The following is a 17,424-nucleotide window of genomic DNA, read 5'->3' as shown; positions in this document are numbered from 1 at the left end:
CCAGATTGCGGTGTGTGAAGACGAAACGAACCGAAAGTTCGAGATACTCACAAGCACCAAACTATCGCATACCCATTCGCTGGCACGTGACCGCAAGGCACGCACCGGCTACCGAATTTCTTGACGACCATAGAGCATTGGAACCACCTGATCCCATCCCGAACTCAGCAGTGAAACGATGCATCGCCGATGGTAGTGTGGGGTTTCCCCATGTGAGAGTAGGTCATCGTCAAGATTAAATTCCGAAACCCCTATCTGCTGATGCAGGTAGGGGTTTTGTTTTGCCCGCAGGAAAGTCAGTTCGTGTTTCTATGCAACGCTCTTGCGCATGGCTATCATGCGGGCCTCATTATCAGGGCGCAGTCCGCATGCTCACGTTGCTAAAACTTCTGAAGGATGGCCGCTTTCATTCAGGGCAAGCATTGGGCGCTGCGCTGGGTATCAGTCGTAGCGCTGTATGGAAGCAGTTGCAGCACTTGGAAGCGGATTTAGGTTTATCTGTGCATAAAGTTCGAGGTAGGGGGTATCAGTTGGCTAAGCCCCTGTTGCTTTTGGATTCGACAGAAATCTGCGCAAAAGGCCTCCATGAATGGCCTGTCCATATATTTGACTCTATCGATTCCACCAACGCCGAGGCGCTGCGTTTCATCGAGCGTGGTGGGGCTGCACCGTTCTTGGTCTTGGCCGAGCGACAGGTTGCGGGCCGCGGTCGTCGTGGGCGTAAGTGGGTCAGTCCGTTTGCCGAGAACCTTTACCACAGCCTCGTGTTGCGCATTGACGGCGGCATGCGGCAACTCGAAGGGCTGAGCTTGGTGGTCGGACTGGCGGTCATGCATGTCTTGCGTGACATGGGGGTCGCGGGGGCGGGGTTGAAATGGCCCAATGATGTCCTGGTGGGGAAGAAAAAAATCGCCGGCATTTTGCTTGAGTTGGTGGGAGATCCTGCAGATGTTTGCCATGTAGTCCTGGGGGTAGGGATCAACGTGAACATGCAATCGACCGATGAGGTCGACCAGCAATGGACGTCCATGTGCCTTGAAGCGGGCAGGAATTTCGATCGAAATGAGCTTGTGGCGCGACTGGGTGCGAGACTGCAGCAGTATCTGGAACTTCATCATGCATCAGGATTTGCCGCAATCCAGCCAGAATGGGAGCAATACCATCTTTGGCAGGGGCGGGCTGTATCTCTGATTGCTGGTGTTAATAAAATTGACGGCATTGTGCTGGGCGTTGATCACCAGGGTGCGCTGCGTTTGAAGGTAGATGGTGTGGAAAAGAACTTTAGCGGTGGTGAGCTCAGTTTGAGGTTGCGAGATGATTCTTGAGCTCGACTGCGGCAATAGCTTTATCAAGTGGCGAGTTCTTCGTCCTGACGGGGTAACGCCGGTCGAAGGTGGCGTGGTCAGCTCTGACGGCGACTTACTGGCGAGCCTGAGTGATACCAAGAAGTTCCAGCTCGAGAAGTGTCGTCTTGTTAGCGTGAGGACCCAGGTGGAGACGGATTCATTGGTCGCTTCGCTGATTGATGTCTTCGGGGTTTCGGTGATTCGTGCGGTACCCGCCCGGGAGATGGCGGGTGTGCGGAACGGATACGAAGATTACGAACGGTTAGGGCTCGATCGGTGGCTGGCTTTGCTTGGCGGGTTTCATCTCGCTTCGGGAGCGTGCCTGGTACTTGATTTTGGTACTGCCGTGACAGCTGATTTCGTGGCAGCGGATGGTGAGCATCTCGGAGGATTCATTTGTCCGGGTATGCCTTTGATGCGCAATCAATTGCGCACTCACACGCGAAAAATCCGTTATGACGATATAGCGGCCGAGCGGGCCCATGAGAGTCTCGCTCCAGGTCGTGCCACTGTCGAGGCGGTGGAGCGCGGTTGCATGCTGATGCTAAGAGGGTTTGTTCTGACTCAGCTCGAATTGGCGCGGCAATATTGGGGAAAGGATTTCGTAGTGTTTCTTACGGGGGGAGATGCCAATCTGGTTTCCGGGGTCGTTCCCGATGCCAGGGTGGTGCCTGACTTGGTTTTTGTCGGCTTGGCGATGGCTTGTCCTTTGTCTTGAGGTTTTTATGCGGTGGCTGTTTCTGTTGTTGCTGGTTTTGAATGTTTTCTACTACATCTGGCATCAGCAGGAGGCCCCGCTTCGTGCCAAGGATGTCACGCCGCTGAGTTTGTATCGCGGTTCGCAGCAGGATATTCACCTCTTGAGCGAAACAGCGGACGCCCTTGTCAGGCGCGATCCAGTCAAGTCTGGTGAGGCGCCCCAAAGCTGCGTCTACCTAGGTGGTTTTGCCCGGCCGGAGCTGGCCAGGCAGTTGGAGCAGCGTTTGGCAGCTTCGAGTGTCCTGGGGCGTTTCGTAGCGTCGGGCTCGCAGAATGTTCCTGAGGGGGGAGGGTTCTGGGTTCAGGTTTCCCAGGAAAGCGCGGGAAAGGTGAATGAAACGCTGCTTCAAAACCTTTCTAAAGAATTCAATGAGTTAAAACATAAAATAATGCCATGCGAGGGGGTTGCACCCGCAGGGTAGTTTGCATAGAATGGCGCCCGCTTCGCAGCGAAGACCTTTAAAGGTAAGCGATACGAAGCGACGTCAACGCAGCTAACCTCAGGTTTTTAATGAGAAAATGCTTGACAGAAGGCTGGCATGATATAGAATGCCGGCTCGCTTAGGAGGGGTTCCCGAGCGGCCAAAGGGATCAGACTGTAAATCTGACGTCTACGACTTCGAAGGTTCGAATCCTTCCCCCTCCACCATTTTTAGCGTGAGCTGCAAGCTCCGCGGGTATAGTTTAGTGGTAGAACCTCAGCCTTCCAAGCTGATGATGCGGGTTCGATTCCCGCTACCCGCTCCAAGTTTGCAGGTTGTGCAAAGTGTTTCGCTCTTGTAGCTCAGTTGGTAGAGCACACCCTTGGTAAGGGTGAGGTCAGCGGTTCAAATCCGCTCAAGAGCTCCATATAACAAGGCAGATATGAAAATATCTGCCTTTGTTTTAATGGCTTGTGTGACTTGCTAAATTCTTCTCCTAGGGGTGATTTCGATGGCTAAGGAAAAGTTCGAACGTAATAAGCCGCACGTCAACGTCGGTACCATTGGTCACGTTGACCACGGTAAAACCACTCTGACTGCTGCTCTGACCCGTGTCTGCTCCGAAGTTTTCGGTTCGGCCAAGGTTGACTTCGACAAGATCGACAGCGCCCCGGAAGAGAAGGCTCGCGGTATCACCATCAACACCGCTCACGTTGAATACGATTCGGCCGTGCGTCACTACGCGCACGTTGACTGCCCGGGTCACGCCGACTACGTAAAAAACATGATCACTGGTGCTGCTCAGATGGACGGCGCTATCCTGGTTTGCTCGGCCGCTGATGGTCCGATGCCACAAACCCGTGAGCACATCCTGCTGTCCCGTCAGGTAGGTGTTCCGTACATTGTTGTCTTCCTGAACAAGGCTGACATGGTTGACGACGCTGAGCTGCTGGAGCTGGTTGAGATGGAAGTGCGCGATCTGCTGAGCACTTACGACTTCCCAGGTGATGACACTCCAATCATCATCGGTTCGGCTCTGATGGCTCTGAACGGCCAAGACGACAACGAAATGGGCACCACTGCCGTCAAAAAGCTGGTGGAAACTCTGGACAGCTACATCCCAGAGCCGGAGCGGGCTATCGACAAGCCGTTCCTGATGCCAATCGAAGACGTATTCTCGATCTCTGGTCGCGGTACCGTTGTGACTGGTCGTGTTGAGCGTGGCATCGTCCGTATCCAGGAAGAAGTTGAGATCGTCGGTCTGCGCGATACTCAGAAAACTACCTGCACCGGTGTTGAAATGTTCCGCAAGCTGCTCGACGAAGGTCGTGCGGGCGAGAACTGCGGCGTACTGCTGCGTGGCACCAAGCGTGACGACGTTGAGCGTGGCCAGGTTCTGGTCAAACCGGGCACCGTCAAGCCGCACACCAAGTTCACTGCAGAAGTTTACGTTCTGAGCAAGGAAGAAGGCGGTCGTCATACTCCGTTCTTCAAGGGCTACCGTCCACAGTTCTACTTCCGTACAACTGACGTGACTGGTAACTGCGAGCTGCCAGAAGGCGTTGAAATGGTAATGCCGGGTGACAACATTCAGATGACTGTTACCCTGATCAAGACCATCGCGATGGAAGACGGTCTGCGTTTCGCTATCCGTGAAGGCGGTCGTACCGTCGGCGCTGGCGTCGTAGCCAAAGTCATCGAGTAAACAGTTGTAATGTCTTTTTCGGGCCGGCATAATGGTCGGCCTGATTTTGTTTTAGGTCAGTAGCTCAATTGGCAGAGCGACGGTCTCCAAAACCGTAGGTTGGGGGTTCGATTCCCTCCTGACCTGCCAGATTCACTCAGTGTGTCTGGCTTTCTTTTCACAGGATCTTCATAGATGACTCCTAAAGCTGAAGCTCAAGGCTCTCGCTTCGATCTGCTCAAGTGGCTAGTGGTAGTCGCTTTGGTGGTTATTGGCGTTGTTGGCAATCAGTATTATTCTGCTTCGCCGATCCTGTACCGCGTACTTGCATTGCTCGCCATTGCTGCTGTTGCTGCCTTTGTAGGCCTGCAAACAGCCAAGGGCAAGTCTTTCTTTGTACTCGCTAAGGAAGCTCGCACCGAGATTCGTAAAGTCGTATGGCCGACTCGCCAAGAAACCACGCAGACCACGTTGATCGTTGTGGCTGTTGTTCTGGTAATGGCGTTGCTGTTGTGGGGGCTCGACTCCCTGCTCGGCTGGCTTGTTTCCTTGATTGTTGGCTAAGGGTGTCCCGTGGCTAAGCGTTGGTACGTTGTGCATGCTTACTCGGGTTACGAGAAGCATGTCATGCGCTCGCTGGTAGAGCGCGTAAAGCTGGCTGGCATGGAAGATGGCTTTGGCGAGATTCTGGTCCCCACTGAAGAAGTGGTTGAGATGCGTAATGGCCAGAAGCGCAAAAGTGAACGCAAGTTCTTTCCAGGCTACGTGCTGGTACAGATGGACATGAACGAAGGGACTTGGCACTTGGTCAAGGATACCCCTCGGGTGATGGGCTTTATTGGCGGTACCGCCGACAAGCCTGCACCGATCACGGATAAAGAGGCAGAAGCGATTCTGCGTCGTGTCGCTGATGGTAGCGACAAGCCGAAGCCGAAGACATTGTTTGAACCGGGTGAGGTTGTACGTGTCACCGACGGTCCATTCGCTGATTTCAACGGTACGGTTGAAGAGGTTAACTACGAAAAGAGCCGGATCCAAGTGGCTGTGCTCATTTTCGGTCGCTCTACTCCGGTAGAGTTAGAGTTCAGTCAGGTCGAAAAGGTCTGATTGAACAGGCATCCCAACCCCGCAGCCCAAGGCTGTGGGGTTTTGTCGTCACTGGGATAAACGCGCAAGTAACCGGGGAGCCTTTCGAGGCGTTCGAACCCGTAATTGGAGTGCCTCATGGCCAAGAAAATTACCGCTTACATCAAGCTGCAAGTGAAGGCCGCTCAGGCTAACCCAAGCCCACCTGTTGGTCCTGCACTGGGTCAGCACGGCGTGAACATCATGGAATTCTGCAAGGCCTTCAACGCCCGTACTCAGGGTCTTGAGCCAGGTCTGCCGACTCCAGTGATCATCACTGTCTACAGCGACCGTAGCTTCACTTTCGAAACAAAAAGCACCCCAGCTTCGGTTCTGCTGAAGAAGGCTGCAGGTTTGACCAGCGGCTCCGCTCGTCCAAACACCGTTAAGGTTGGCACCGTTACCCGTGCTCAGCTGGAAGAAATCGCGAAAACCAAAAACGCGGATCTGACTGCAGCTGATATGGATGCAGCCGTGCGTACTATCGCCGGTTCTGCTCGTAGCATGGGCCTTAACGTGGAGGGTGTGTAATGGCTAAGCTGACCAAGCGTCAAAAGGCTATCGCCGGCAAAATCGAAGCAGGCAAGGCCTACAACTTTGTAGATGCCGCCGCTCTGCTGGCTGAGCTGTCGACTGTCAAGTTCAGCGAGTCGTTCGACGTTGCTGTAAACCTGGGCGTTGACCCACGTAAATCCGACCAGGTCGTTCGTAGCGCTACCGTGCTGCCACACGGCACTGGCAAGACCGTTCGTGTAGCTGTCTTCACCCAGGGCCCAGCAGCTGAAGCTGCTCTGGCTGCTGGTGCTGATCGCGTAGGCATGGACGACCTGGCTGCTGAAATGAAGGGCGGCGACCTGAACTATGACGTAGTGATTGCATCTCCGGATGCCATGCGCGTTGTAGGTCAGTTGGGTCAGATCCTCGGTCCACGTGGCCTGATGCCTAACCCTAAAGTCGGCACCGTAACCCCAGACGTAGCCACCGCGGTTAAAAACGCCAAGGCTGGTCAGGTTCGTTATCGCACCGACAAAAACGGCATCATCCACACTTCCGTTGGCAAGATCGGCTTCGACGCCGTCAAGCTGAAGGAAAACGTTGAAGCCCTGATCGCTGATCTGAAGCGTATCAAGCCAGCTTCTTCGAAAGGTATCTACGTCAAGCGCGTTACCCTGAGCACCACTATGGGCCCAGGTCTGGTCATCGATCAGAGCTCGCTCGACGCGTAAGACTCAGGTTGGCGTGAGTAATCGCGCCAACCACAAAATTGGGGTCCCTGCCTGGCGGGGGCTGTCCAAGACCGTAGGCGACGCAAGTCTTAAACCACAAGCCTACGCAGATGGTGCTCCCGGTTCCTTACCGAATCAGACACCAAAACGACATTCGGTTTCGATCGAATGAAACGGTAACAAGCAGGAGTTAAACCCGTGGCAATTAATCTCGAAGACAAGAAGGCCATCGTCGCTGAAGTCAACGAGGCTGCCAAAGTCGCTCTGTCCGCTGTCGTGGCTGATGCCCGTGGCGTAACAGTAGGCGCAATGACCGGACTCCGTAAAGAGGCCCGTGAAGCTGGCGTTTACGTACGTGTCGTACGTAACACCCTGCTCAAGCGCGCTGTTGCTGACACTGAATACAGTGTTCTCAACGACGTGTTCACCGGCCCGACCCTGATCGCGTTCTCCAAAGATCATCCAGGCGCTGCTGCCCGTTTGTTCAAGGAATTCGCCAAGGGTCAGGACAAGTTCGAGATCAAGGCAGCTGCGTTCGAGGGCAAGTTCCTCGCAGCTAATCAGATCGATGTACTGGCAACACTGCCGACCCGCGACGAAGCCATTTCGCAGTTGATGAGCGTGATTCAAGGCGCTACCAGCAAGCTGGCTCGTACTCTGGCTGCAGTTCGCGAGCAAAAAGAAGCTGCCGCAGCCTAAGGCTGAGTACTTTCTCTCGCGCTTTTTTGTTTATTTCGATGGCCGCGTAGGCCGTCCCCCAATTCAGGAAATACAGTAATGTCTATCTCCCAAGACGATATCCTCAACGCCGTAGCTGAAATGTCGGTTCTGCAGGTTGTTGAGCTGATCAAGGCTTTCGAAGAAAAATTCGGCGTTTCCGCTGCTGCTGCTTCCGCTGGCCCAGCTGCTGCTGCCGCTGTTGTTGAAGAGCAAACCGAATTCAACGTCATGCTGACCGAAGCTGGCGAGAAGAAAGTAAACGTGATCAAGGCAGTACGTGAACTGACCGGTCTGGGCCTGAAAGAAGCCAAGGCTGTAGTTGACGGCGCTCCTGCCATGGTTCTGGAAGCTGTTGCCAAAGACGCAGCTGACAAAGCCAAAGCAGTACTGGAAGAAGCAGGCGCTAAAGTCGAGCTGAAGTAAGCATCGACTTTGCGTCTCCAGCCCGAGCGTTAAGCGACAGGCTGATGGCTGGTGGCTCTTGCCACCGGCCTTTTTCCGTTATTGGCAGCCGACTGGGTCGGTGCTGATCGCGAGCTGTAACCACCCGATGTGGTGGCGCAAACCATGGGGTTTGCACGATTTTCTGGCTGCTCCCGTCGGGAGGGGCCAAACAAGCAGGTGACCAAGCTGGGGAACGCTGATGGCTTACTCATATACTGAGAAAAAACGTATCCGCAAGGACTTTAGCAAGTTGCCGGACGTCATGGATGTGCCGTACCTCCTGGCCATCCAGCTGGATTCGTATCGTGAATTCTTGCAAGCGGGAGCGACTAAAGATCAGTTCCGCGACGTGGGCCTGCATGCGGCCTTCAAATCCGTTTTCCCGATCATCAGCTACTCCGGCAATGCTGCGCTGGAGTACGTCGGTTATCGCCTGGGCGAACCGGCATTTGATGTCAAAGAATGCGTATTGCGCGGTGTTACTTACGCCGTACCTTTGCGGGTAAAAGTGCGCCTGATCATTTTCGACAAAGAATCGTCGAACAAAGCGATCAAGGACATCAAAGAGCAAGAAGTCTACATGGGTGAAATCCCCCTGATGACTGAAAACGGTACCTTCGTTATCAACGGTACCGAACGTGTAATCGTTTCCCAGCTGCACCGTTCTCCGGGCGTGTTCTTCGACCACGACCGTGGCAAGACGCACAGCTCCGGCAAACTGCTTTACTCCGCGCGCATCATTCCTTACCGCGGTTCGTGGTTGGATTTCGAGTTCGACCCGAAAGACTGCGTATTCGTGCGTATCGACCGTCGTCGCAAGCTGCCTGCATCGGTACTGCTGCGTGCGCTCGGCTATACCACCGAAGAAGTGCTGGACGCTTTCTACACCACCAACGTCTTCCACGTGCAAGGTGAAAACCTCAGCCTGGAACTGGTGCCTCAGCGCCTGCGCGGTGAAATCGCTGTCCTCGATATCCAGGATGACAAAGGCAAGGTGATTGTCGAGCAGGGTCGTCGTATCACCGCTCGCCACATCAACCAGCTGGAAAAAGCCGGGATCAAAGAGCTGCAGGTGCCTCTGGACTACGTCCTGGGTCGCACCACGGCCAAGGTCATCGTGCATCCGGCCACCGGCGAAATCCTGGCAGAGTGCAACACCGAGCTGAACACCGAGATCCTGGCGAAAATCGCCAAGGCGCAGGTTGTTCGCATCGAGACGCTGTACACCAACGACATCGACTGCGGTCCGTTCATCTCCGACACGCTGAAGATCGACTCCACCGGCAACCAGCTGGAAGCCCTGGTCGAGATCTATCGCATGATGCGTCCTGGCGAGCCGCCAACCAAGGATGCCGCCGAGACCCTGTTCAACAACCTGTTCTTCAGCCCTGAGCGCTATGACCTGTCTGCGGTCGGCCGGATGAAGTTCAACCGTCGTATCGGTCGTACCGAGATCGAAGGTTCGGGCGTACTGAACAAGGATGACATCGTCGCGGTCCTCAAGACCCTGGTCGACATCCGTAACGGCAAAGGCATCGTCGATGACATCGACCACCTGGGTAACCGTCGTGTTCGCTGCGTAGGCGAAATGGCCGAGAACCAGTTCCGTGTTGGCCTGGTGCGCGTAGAGCGTGCGGTCAAGGAACGCCTGTCGATGGCTGAAAGCGAAGGCCTGATGCCGCAAGACCTAATCAACGCCAAGCCTGTGGCTGCGGCGGTGAAGGAGTTCTTCGGTTCGAGCCAGCTGTCCCAGTTCATGGACCAGAACAACCCGCTGTCCGAGATCACCCACAAGCGTCGTGTCTCCGCACTCGGCCCGGGCGGCCTGACCCGTGAGCGCGCAGGCTTCGAAGTTCGTGACGTACACCCGACTCACTACGGTCGTGTTTGCCCGATCGAAACGCCGGAAGGTCCGAACATCGGTCTGATCAACTCCCTGGCTGCCTATGCGCGCACCAACCAGTACGGCTTCCTCGAAAGCCCGTACCGTGTGGTGAAAGACGCCCTGGTCACCGACGAGATCGTGTTCCTGTCCGCCATCGAAGAAGCTGATCACGTGATCGCCCAGGCTTCGGCCACGATGAACGACAAGAAAGTCCTGATCGACGAGCTGGTCGCTGTTCGTCACCTGAACGAGTTCACCGTCAAGGCGCCGGAAGACGTCACCTTGATGGACGTATCGCCGAAGCAGGTAGTGTCGGTTGCAGCGTCGCTGATCCCGTTCCTCGAGCACGACGACGCCAACCGTGCGTTGATGGGTTCGAACATGCAGCGTCAGGCTGTACCCACCCTGCGTGCCGACAAGCCGCTGGTTGGTACCGGCATGGAGCGTAACGTAGCCCGTGACTCCGGCGTTTGCGTCGTGGCTCGTCGTGGCGGCGTGATCGATTCCGTCGACGCCAGCCGTATCGTGGTTCGTGTTGCCGATGACGAAGTTGAAACTGGCGAAGCCGGTGTCGACATCTACAACCTGACCAAATACACCCGCTCCAACCAGAACACCTGCATCAACCAGCGTCCGCTGGTGAGCAAGGGTGATCGGGTTCAGCGCAGCGACATCATGGCCGACGGTCCGTCCACCGATATGGGTGAACTGGCGCTGGGCCAGAACATGCGCATCGCGTTCATGGCATGGAACGGCTTCAACTTCGAAGACTCCATCTGCCTGTCCGAGCGTGTGGTTCAGGAAGACCGCTTCACCACGATCCACATCCAGGAACTGACCTGTGTGGCTCGTGACACCAAGCTTGGCCCAGAGGAAATCACTGCGGACATCCCGAACGTGGGTGAAGCTGCACTGAACAAGCTGGACGAAGCCGGTATCGTTTATGTAGGTGCCGAAGTAGGCGCAGGCGACATCCTGGTGGGCAAGGTCACTCCGAAAGGCGAGACCCAGCTGACTCCGGAAGAAAAACTGCTGCGTGCGATCTTCGGTGAAAAAGCCAGCGACGTTAAAGACACTTCCCTGCGCGTGCCTACCGGCACCAAGGGTACCGTCATCGACGTACAGGTCTTCACCCGTGACGGCGTTGAGCGTGATGCTCGTGCACTGTCCATCGAGAAGACTCAGCTCGACGAGATCCGCAAGGACCTGAACGAAGAGTTCCGTATCGTCGAAGGCGCAACTTTCGAACGTCTGCGTTCTGCCTTGGTCGGCCACAAAGCCGAAGGCGGCGCCGGCCTGAAGAAAGGTCAGGAAATCACCGACGAAGTTCTCGACGGTCTTGAGCACGGCCAGTGGTTCAAACTGCGCATGGCTGAAGATGCTCTGAACGAGCAGCTCGAGAAGGCCCAGGCCTACATCGTCGATCGCCGCCGTCTGCTGGACGACAAGTTCGAAGACAAGAAGCGCAAGCTGCAGCAGGGCGATGACCTGGCTCCAGGCGTGCTGAAAATCGTCAAGGTCTACCTGGCAATCCGTCGCCGCATCCAGCCGGGCGACAAGATGGCCGGTCGTCACGGTAACAAGGGTGTGGTCTCTGTGATCATGCCGGTTGAAGACATGCCGCACGATGCCAATGGCACCCCGGTCGATGTGGTCCTCAACCCGTTGGGCGTACCTTCGCGTATGAACGTTGGTCAGATCCTTGAAACCCACCTGGGCCTCGCAGCCAAGGGCTTGGGCGAGAAGATCAATCGTATGATCGAAGAGCAGCGCAAGGTCGCTGACCTGCGTAAGTTCCTGCACGAGATCTACAACGAGATCGGCGGCCGCAACGAAGAGCTGGACACCTTCTCCGACCAGGAAATCCTGGATCTGGCGAAGAACCTGCGCGGCGGCGTTCCAATGGCGACTCCGGTGTTCGACGGTGCCAAGGAAAGCGAAATCAAGGCCATGCTGAAACTGGCAGACCTGCCGGAAAGCGGCCAGATGCAGCTGTTCGACGGCCGTACCGGCAACAAGTTCGAGCGCCCGGTGACCGTTGGCTACATGTACATGCTGAAGCTGAACCACTTGGTAGACGACAAGATGCACGCTCGTTCTACCGGTTCTTACAGCCTGGTTACCCAGCAGCCGCTGGGTGGTAAGGCGCAGTTCGGTGGTCAGCGTTTCGGGGAGATGGAGGTCTGGGCACTGGAAGCGTACGGTGCTGCATACACTCTGCAAGAAATGCTCACAGTGAAGTCGGACGATGTGAACGGCCGGACCAAGATGTACAAAAACATCGTGGACGGCGATCACCGTATGGAGCCGGGCATGCCCGAGTCTTTCAACGTGTTGATCAAGGAAATTCGTTCCCTCGGCATCGATATCGATCTGGAAACCGAATAACACGTGACGCGAATCGAGAGCGGGGCTGTTTTGCCCGCTCTCTGCTCCGCCAGGAGGAAAGGCCTTGAAAGACCTACTGAATTTGCTGAAAAACCAGGGTCAAGTCGAAGAGTTCGACGCCATCCGTATTGGATTGGCCTCGCCTGAGATGATCCGTTCGTGGTCGTTCGGTGAAGTTAAAAAGCCGGAAACCATCAACTACCGTACGTTCAAACCTGAGCGTGACGGCCTGTTCTGCGCCAAGATCTTTGGCCCGGTCAAGGATTACGAGTGCCTGTGCGGTAAGTACAAGCGCTTGAAGCACCGTGGCGTGATCTGCGAGAAGTGCGGCGTTGAAGTTGCGCTGGCAAAAGTTCGTCGTGAGCGCATGGCGCACATCGAACTGGCCTCGCCAGTTGCCCACATCTGGTTCCTGAAATCGCTGCCGTCCCGTATCGGCTTGCTGATGGACATGACCCTGCGTGATATCGAACGCGTTCTCTACTTCGAGAGCTACGTCGTTATCGATCCAGGCATGACCACCCTTGAAAAAGGTCAGCTGCTCAACGACGAGCAGTACTTCGAAGCGCTGGAAGAGTTCGGCGACGATTTCGATGCCCGCATGGGTGCCGAAGCTGTCCGCGAACTGCTGCACGCTATCGACCTGGAACACGAGATTGGCCGCCTGCGCGAAGAAATTCCGCAAACCAACTCCGAAACCAAGATCAAGAAGCTGTCCAAGCGTCTGAAGTTGATGGAAGCCTTCCAGGGTTCCGGCAACCTGCCAGAGTGGATGGTGCTGACCGTTCTGCCGGTTCTGCCGCCAGACCTGCGTCCACTGGTTCCGCTCGATGGCGGTCGCTTCGCGACGTCCGACCTCAACGATCTGTATCGTCGAGTGATCAACCGTAACAACCGCTTGAAGCGCCTGCTCGATCTGTCCGCTCCGGACATCATCGTGCGCAACGAAAAGCGTATGTTGCAGGAAGCGGTCGATGCACTGCTCGACAACGGTCGTCGTGGCCGCGCTATCACCGGTTCGAACAAGCGTCCTCTGAAATCCCTGGCTGACATGATCAAGGGTAAGCAAGGTCGTTTCCGTCAGAACTTGCTCGGTAAGCGCGTTGACTACTCCGGTCGTTCGGTAATTACCGTAGGCCCGACCCTGCGTCTGCACCAGTGCGGTCTGCCTAAGAAAATGGCCCTGGAACTGTTCAAGCCGTTCATTTTCGGCAAGCTGGAAATGCGTGGTCTCGCGACCACCATCAAGGCCGCCAAGAAGATGGTCGAGCGCGAGCTGCCAGAGGTCTGGGACGTTCTCGCTGAAGTGATTCGCGAACACCCGGTTCTGCTCAACCGTGCACCGACCCTTCACCGTCTGGGTATCCAGGCGTTTGAACCGGTACTGATCGAAGGTAAGGCTATCCAGCTGCACCCGCTGGTCTGTGCTGCGTACAACGCCGACTTCGACGGCGACCAAATGGCCGTGCACGTACCGCTGACGCTGGAAGCCCAGCTGGAAGCGCGTGCGTTGATGATGTCGACCAACAACATCCTGTCGCCAGCCAACGGTGAGCCAATCATCGTTCCGTCGCAGGACGTTGTATTGGGTCTGTACTACATGACCCGTGAAGCGATCAACGCCAAGGGCGAAGGTCGTGTATTCGCGGATCTGCAAGAAGTTGACCGTGTGTTCCGTGCCGGCGAAGCCGCACTGCATGCCAAGGTCAAGGTGCGGATCAACGAAACCGTGAACGATCGTGATGGCGGCAGCGTGACCAACACTCGTATCGTCGACACCACCGTCGGCCGTGCGCTGTTGTTCCAGGTTGTGCCAAAAGGCCTGTCCTTCGACGTCGTCAACCTGCCGATGAAGAAAAAGGCGATCTCCAAGCTGATCAACCAGTGCTACCGCGTGGTGGGTCTGAAAGAGACCGTGATCTTCGCTGACCAGTTGATGTACACCGGTTTTGCCTATTCGACCATTTCCGGCGTTTCCATCGGTGTTAACGACTTCGTTATCCCGGATGAAAAAGCCCGCATCATCGGTGCTGCCACCGAAGAAGTGAAAGAGATCGAAAGCCAGTACGCCTCCGGCCTGGTAACCCAGGGCGAGAAGTACAACAAGGTGATCGACCTCTGGTCCAAGGCGAACGACGAAGTTTCCAAGGCGATGATGGCCAACCTCTCGAAAGAGAAAGTCATCGACCGCCATGGCAACGAAGTCGACCAGGAATCCTTCAACTCGATGTACATGATGGCCGACTCGGGCGCACGGGGTTCTGCTGCGCAGATCCGTCAGCTCGCCGGTATGCGTGGCCTGATGGCCAAGCCGGACGGTTCCATCATCGAGACCCCGATTACCGCGAACTTCCGTGAAGGCTTGAGCGTACTCCAGTACTTCATCTCCACTCACGGTGCTCGTAAGGGTCTTGCGGATACCGCGTTGAAAACGGCGAACTCCGGTTACCTGACTCGTCGTCTGGTGGACGTTGCCCAGGATCTGGTCGTGACCGAGATCGATTGCGGCACCGAACATGGCCTGGTCATGACGCCGCACATTGAAGGCGGTGACGTTGTAGAGCCGTTGGGTGAGCGCGTATTGGGTCGTGTCATCGCCCGTGACGTATTCAAGCCGGGTACCGAGGACGTCATCGTTCCTGCTGGCACCCTGGTTGACGAGAAGTGGGTCGAGTTCATCGAACTCAACAGCATCGACGAAGTGATCGTACGTTCGCCGATCAGCTGCGAAACCCGCTACGGCATCTGCGCCAAGTGCTACGGTCGCGACCTGGCTCGTGGTCACCAGGTGAACATCGGTGAAGCGGTCGGCGTTATCGCTGCCCAGTCCATCGGTGAGCCGGGTACCCAGCTGACGATGCGTACGTTCCACATCGGTGGTGCGGCAAGCCGGACCTCCGCTGCCGACAGCGTCCAGGTGAAGAATGGCGGTACTGTCCGTCTGCACAACCTCAAGCACGTAGAGCGCGTGGACGGTCACCTGGTGGCTGTATCGCGTTCCGGTGAGCTGGCCATCGCTGACGACTTCGGTCGCGAGCGCGAGCGCTACAAGCTGCCTTACGGTGCTGTGATTTCGGTCAAGGAAGGTGACAAGGTCGACGCTGGCGCCATCGTGGCCAAGTGGGACCCGCACACCCACCCGATCGTTACCGAAATGAAAGGTACCGTGACCTACGTGGGCATGGAAGAAGGCATCACGATCAAGCGTCAGACCGACGAATTGACCGGTATGACCAACATTGAAGTACTCGATGCGAAAGATCGTCCAGCTGCTGGCAAGGACATCCGTCCTGCTGTGAAGATGGTCGACGACAACGGCAAGGATCTGTTGCTGCCAGGCACTGACGTAATCGCTCAGTACTTCCTGCCAGCCAACGCCCTGGTCGGTGTTGCGGACGGTGCGCGGATCGCGATCGGTGATGTTATCGCCCGTATCCCGCAGGAAACTTCGAAAACCCGCGACATCACCGGTGGTCTGCCGCGTGTTGCCGACTTGTTCGAAGCCCGTCGTCCGAAAGAAGCCTCGATTCTGGCTGAAGTCAGCGGCACCATCGCGTTCGGTAAAGAGACCAAGGGCAAGCGTCGCCTGGTCATTACCCCGAACGACGGTAGCGATCCGTACGAAGAGCTGATTCCGAAGTGGCGTCACCTGAACGTCTTCGAAGGCGAACAGGTAAACCGCGGCGAAGTTATCTCGGACGGCCCGAGCGATCCACACGACATCCTGCGTCTGCTGGGTGTGAGTGCGCTGGCCAAGTACATCGTGAACGAGATCCAGGACGTTTACCGTCTGCAAGGCGTGAAGATCAACGACAAGCACATCGAGACCATCCTGCGTCAGATGCTGCGTAAGGTCGAGATCGCTGAATCCGGCGACTCGAGTTTCATCAAGGGCGACCAGATGGAACTGACTCACGTACTGGTGGAAAACGAGCGCCTGGCGACCGAAGACAAGTTTGTCTCCAAGTTCACTCGCGTGCTGCTGGGTATCACCAAGGCGTCGTTGTCCACCGAATCGTTCATCTCGGCGGCTTCCTTCCAGGAAACCACCCGCGTACTGACCGAAGCGGCGGTAACCGGCAAGCGCGACTACCTGCGCGGCCTGAAAGAAAACGTGGTCGTGGGTCGTCTGATCCCGGCCGGTACCGGTTTGGCCTATCACAGCGAGCGCAAGCGTCGTCGTGATGCAGACAAGCCGTTGCGCGTAAGCGCCAGTGAAGTGGAAGCTGCACTGACCGAAGCACTGAACTCGAGTGGTAACTGAGTTCTGCGGTAATTGAGTGCCTGGCCCTGGTCACCCCGTTCGGCGGATCGAGACAAATTGTCGAGATCCGGCGGGCGGGGAGGTCGGGGCCTTGCCTTGACTGGGGACAAGATCCTCTTTAGACTCTTGATCCCCTAAATTTGGCGGGAATTCGTTCCTGCCATTTTGCTTTTCTTGTAAGACAATAGCGTCGCAAGACAACAGTGGAGCTAGTAGATGGCAACTATCAACCAGCTGGTACGTCAGCCGCGTAAGCGTATCGTCGAGAAATCCGACGTGCCTGCGCTGCAGAACTGCCCGCAACGTCGTGGCGTATGCACCCGTGTGTATACCACCACGCCGAAAAAACCTAACTCGGCACTGCGTAAAGTATGCCGTGTGCGTCTGACCAACGGTTTCGAGGTTTCCTCGTACATCGGCGGTGAAGGCCACAACCTGCAAGAACACAGCGTGGTACTGATCCGCGGCGGTCGTGTAAAAGACTTGCCAGGTGTTCGTTACCACACCGTTCGCGGCTCTTTGGATACTTCCGGCGTTAAAGGTCGTAACCAAGGTCGTTCGAAGTACGGTACCAAGCGTCCGAAATAATCGGCCGTTTAGCAGTTTTTAATTTTATTGAGTCGATAAGAGTAAGGTCGGGCACGCATCTGCTGTCCCGGGCTAACCTGAAGACCGTTTGAGGGCTTATCAATGCCAAGACGTCGCGTAGCAGCCAAACGTGAGATTCTGGACGATCCGAAATACGGAAGCCAGATTCTCGCCAAGTTCATGAACCACGTAATGGAAAGCGGCAAGAAAGCCGTTGCCGAGCGTATCGTTTATGGCGCACTGGACAAAGTTAAGGAACGCAAGAACAGCGATCCCCTGGAAATCTTCGAGAAAGCTCTCGACGCCATCGCTCCGCTGGTCGAAGTGAAGTCGCGCCGTGTAGGCGGTGCTACTTACCAGGTTCCGGTCGAAGTTCGTCCGTCCCGTCGTAACGCCCTGGCAATGCGCTGGCTGGTAGACTTCGCCCGCAAGCGCGGTGAGAAGTCCATGGCTCTGCGTTTGGCTGGTGAACTGTTGGACGCTGCTGAAGGTAAAGGTGCTGCAGTTAAGAAGCGTGAAGACGTGCACCGTATGGCTGAAGCCAACAAGGCTTTCTCGCACTACCGCTTCTAA

General features: G+C 56.1%; 14 protein-coding genes, 4 tRNA genes and 1 rRNA gene. All 19 read left to right on the top strand.

The window, feature by feature from the left end:
• The first annotated feature begins 119 nt into the window (after positions 1 to 119).
• The 19 genes from rrf (at position 120) to rpsG (ending at position 17,424) form a co-directional block, all read left to right on the top strand.
• A 5S ribosomal RNA gene (gene rrf, locus AD659_RS25005) occupies positions 120 to 235 on the top strand.
• Positions 236 to 368: 133 nt separating this feature from the next.
• The gene (gene birA / locus AD659_RS25000) at positions 369 to 1,325 is read left to right on the top strand and encodes a bifunctional biotin--[acetyl-CoA-carboxylase] ligase/biotin operon repressor BirA (protein WP_053125874.1); all 957 of its coding nucleotides are present in this window, start codon (positions 369 to 371) and stop codon (positions 1,323 to 1,325) included.
• Positions 1,315 to 2,064, top strand: a complete 750-nt coding sequence (locus AD659_RS24995; protein ID WP_053125872.1) for a pantothenate kinase — start codon at positions 1,315 to 1,317, stop codon at positions 2,062 to 2,064. The genes birA and AD659_RS24995 overlap by 11 nt, the downstream gene beginning before the upstream one ends.
• 7 nt (positions 2,065 to 2,071) lie before the next feature.
• Positions 2,072 to 2,527 (top strand): hypothetical protein, encoded by a 456-nt coding sequence (locus AD659_RS24990; protein WP_053125870.1) that lies wholly within the window; start codon positions 2,072 to 2,074, stop codon positions 2,525 to 2,527.
• A 142-nt stretch (positions 2,528 to 2,669) separates the two neighbouring features.
• Positions 2,670 to 2,754, top strand: a tRNA-Tyr gene (locus AD659_RS24985).
• Positions 2,755 to 2,778: 24 nt separating this feature from the next.
• Positions 2,779 to 2,852: transfer RNA gene (locus AD659_RS24980), tRNA-Gly, on the top strand.
• A 26-nt stretch (positions 2,853 to 2,878) separates the two neighbouring features.
• Positions 2,879 to 2,954, top strand: a tRNA-Thr gene (locus AD659_RS24975).
• Positions 2,955 to 3,038: 84 nt separating this feature from the next.
• A complete protein-coding gene (gene tuf, locus AD659_RS24970; RefSeq protein WP_003186103.1) occupies positions 3,039 to 4,232 on the top strand; it encodes an elongation factor Tu in 1,194 nt (397 codons plus the stop codon).
• A 53-nt stretch (positions 4,233 to 4,285) separates the two neighbouring features.
• Positions 4,286 to 4,361 (top strand) — tRNA-Trp (locus AD659_RS24965).
• A gap of 45 nt (positions 4,362 to 4,406) precedes the next feature.
• The gene (gene secE / locus AD659_RS24960) at positions 4,407 to 4,775 is read left to right on the top strand and encodes a preprotein translocase subunit SecE (protein ID WP_003206102.1); all 369 of its coding nucleotides are present in this window, start codon (positions 4,407 to 4,409) and stop codon (positions 4,773 to 4,775) included.
• Between the two features lie 9 nt (positions 4,776 to 4,784).
• On the top strand, positions 4,785 to 5,318 hold the full coding sequence (gene nusG, locus AD659_RS24955) for a transcription termination/antitermination protein NusG (RefSeq protein ID WP_003186097.1): 534 nt from the start codon (positions 4,785 to 4,787) through the stop codon (positions 5,316 to 5,318).
• A 117-nt stretch (positions 5,319 to 5,435) separates the two neighbouring features.
• Positions 5,436 to 5,867 carry a 50S ribosomal protein L11 gene (rplK, locus tag AD659_RS24950; protein WP_003176435.1) on the top strand — a complete coding sequence of 144 codons (432 nt, stop codon included), beginning with the start codon at positions 5,436 to 5,438 and terminating at the stop codon, positions 5,865 to 5,867.
• Entirely contained in the window at positions 5,867 to 6,562 is a 696-nt protein-coding gene (gene rplA, locus AD659_RS24945; protein ID WP_003186095.1) for a 50S ribosomal protein L1, read from the top strand. The genes rplK and rplA overlap by 1 nt, the downstream gene beginning before the upstream one ends.
• 198 nt (positions 6,563 to 6,760) lie before the next feature.
• Positions 6,761 to 7,261, top strand: a complete 501-nt coding sequence (gene rplJ, locus AD659_RS24940; RefSeq protein WP_047230484.1) for a 50S ribosomal protein L10 — start codon at positions 6,761 to 6,763, stop codon at positions 7,259 to 7,261.
• 78 nt (positions 7,262 to 7,339) lie between these two features.
• Positions 7,340 to 7,705 carry a 50S ribosomal protein L7/L12 gene (gene rplL, locus AD659_RS24935; protein WP_053125869.1) on the top strand — a complete coding sequence of 122 codons (366 nt, stop codon included), beginning with the start codon at positions 7,340 to 7,342 and terminating at the stop codon, positions 7,703 to 7,705.
• A gap of 220 nt (positions 7,706 to 7,925) precedes the next feature.
• A complete protein-coding gene (gene rpoB / locus AD659_RS24930) occupies positions 7,926 to 11,999 on the top strand; it encodes a DNA-directed RNA polymerase subunit beta (protein ID WP_053125867.1) in 4,074 nt (1,357 codons plus the stop codon).
• A 64-nt stretch (positions 12,000 to 12,063) separates the two neighbouring features.
• Positions 12,064 to 16,263: a DNA-directed RNA polymerase subunit beta' gene (gene rpoC, locus AD659_RS24925; RefSeq protein ID WP_047230482.1), complete on the top strand. Its 4,200-nt coding sequence runs from the start codon at positions 12,064 to 12,066 to the stop codon at positions 16,261 to 16,263.
• Between the two features lie 216 nt (positions 16,264 to 16,479).
• Complete coding sequence (gene rpsL / locus AD659_RS24920; protein WP_003186084.1) at positions 16,480 to 16,851, top strand: 30S ribosomal protein S12; 372 nt, start codon at positions 16,480 to 16,482, stop codon at positions 16,849 to 16,851.
• Positions 16,852 to 16,953: 102 nt separating this feature from the next.
• A complete protein-coding gene (gene rpsG, locus AD659_RS24915; RefSeq protein ID WP_003186074.1) occupies positions 16,954 to 17,424 on the top strand; it encodes a 30S ribosomal protein S7 in 471 nt (156 codons plus the stop codon).

The organism is Pseudomonas thivervalensis, from assembly GCF_001269655.1.
GTDB classification, from domain to species: Bacteria; Pseudomonadota; Gammaproteobacteria; order Pseudomonadales; family Pseudomonadaceae; genus Aquipseudomonas; species Aquipseudomonas thivervalensis.
Note: the sequence above shows the minus strand (reverse complement) of the source record. Positions and strands in the feature narration are given on the sequence as shown.

Coding starts and splice junctions, on each gene's coding strand:
- birA (WP_053125874.1), top strand. CDS start 369: ATGCTCACGTTGCTAAAACTTCTGAAGGATGGCCGCTTTCATTCAGGG.
- AD659_RS24995 (WP_053125872.1), top strand. CDS start 1,315: ATGATTCTTGAGCTCGACTGCGGCAATAGCTTTATCAAGTGGCGAGTT.
- AD659_RS24990 (WP_053125870.1), top strand. CDS start 2,072: ATGCGGTGGCTGTTTCTGTTGTTGCTGGTTTTGAATGTTTTCTACTAC.
- tuf (WP_003186103.1), top strand. CDS start 3,039: ATGGCTAAGGAAAAGTTCGAACGTAATAAGCCGCACGTCAACGTCGGT.
- secE (WP_003206102.1), top strand. CDS start 4,407: ATGACTCCTAAAGCTGAAGCTCAAGGCTCTCGCTTCGATCTGCTCAAG.
- rplK (WP_003176435.1), top strand. CDS start 5,436: ATGGCCAAGAAAATTACCGCTTACATCAAGCTGCAAGTGAAGGCCGCT.
- rplA (WP_003186095.1), top strand. CDS start 5,867: ATGGCTAAGCTGACCAAGCGTCAAAAGGCTATCGCCGGCAAAATCGAA.
- rplL (WP_053125869.1), top strand. CDS start 7,340: ATGTCTATCTCCCAAGACGATATCCTCAACGCCGTAGCTGAAATGTCG.
- rpoB (WP_053125867.1), top strand. CDS start 7,926: ATGGCTTACTCATATACTGAGAAAAAACGTATCCGCAAGGACTTTAGC.
- rpsL (WP_003186084.1), top strand. CDS start 16,480: ATGGCAACTATCAACCAGCTGGTACGTCAGCCGCGTAAGCGTATCGTC.
- rpsG (WP_003186074.1), top strand. CDS start 16,954: ATGCCAAGACGTCGCGTAGCAGCCAAACGTGAGATTCTGGACGATCCG.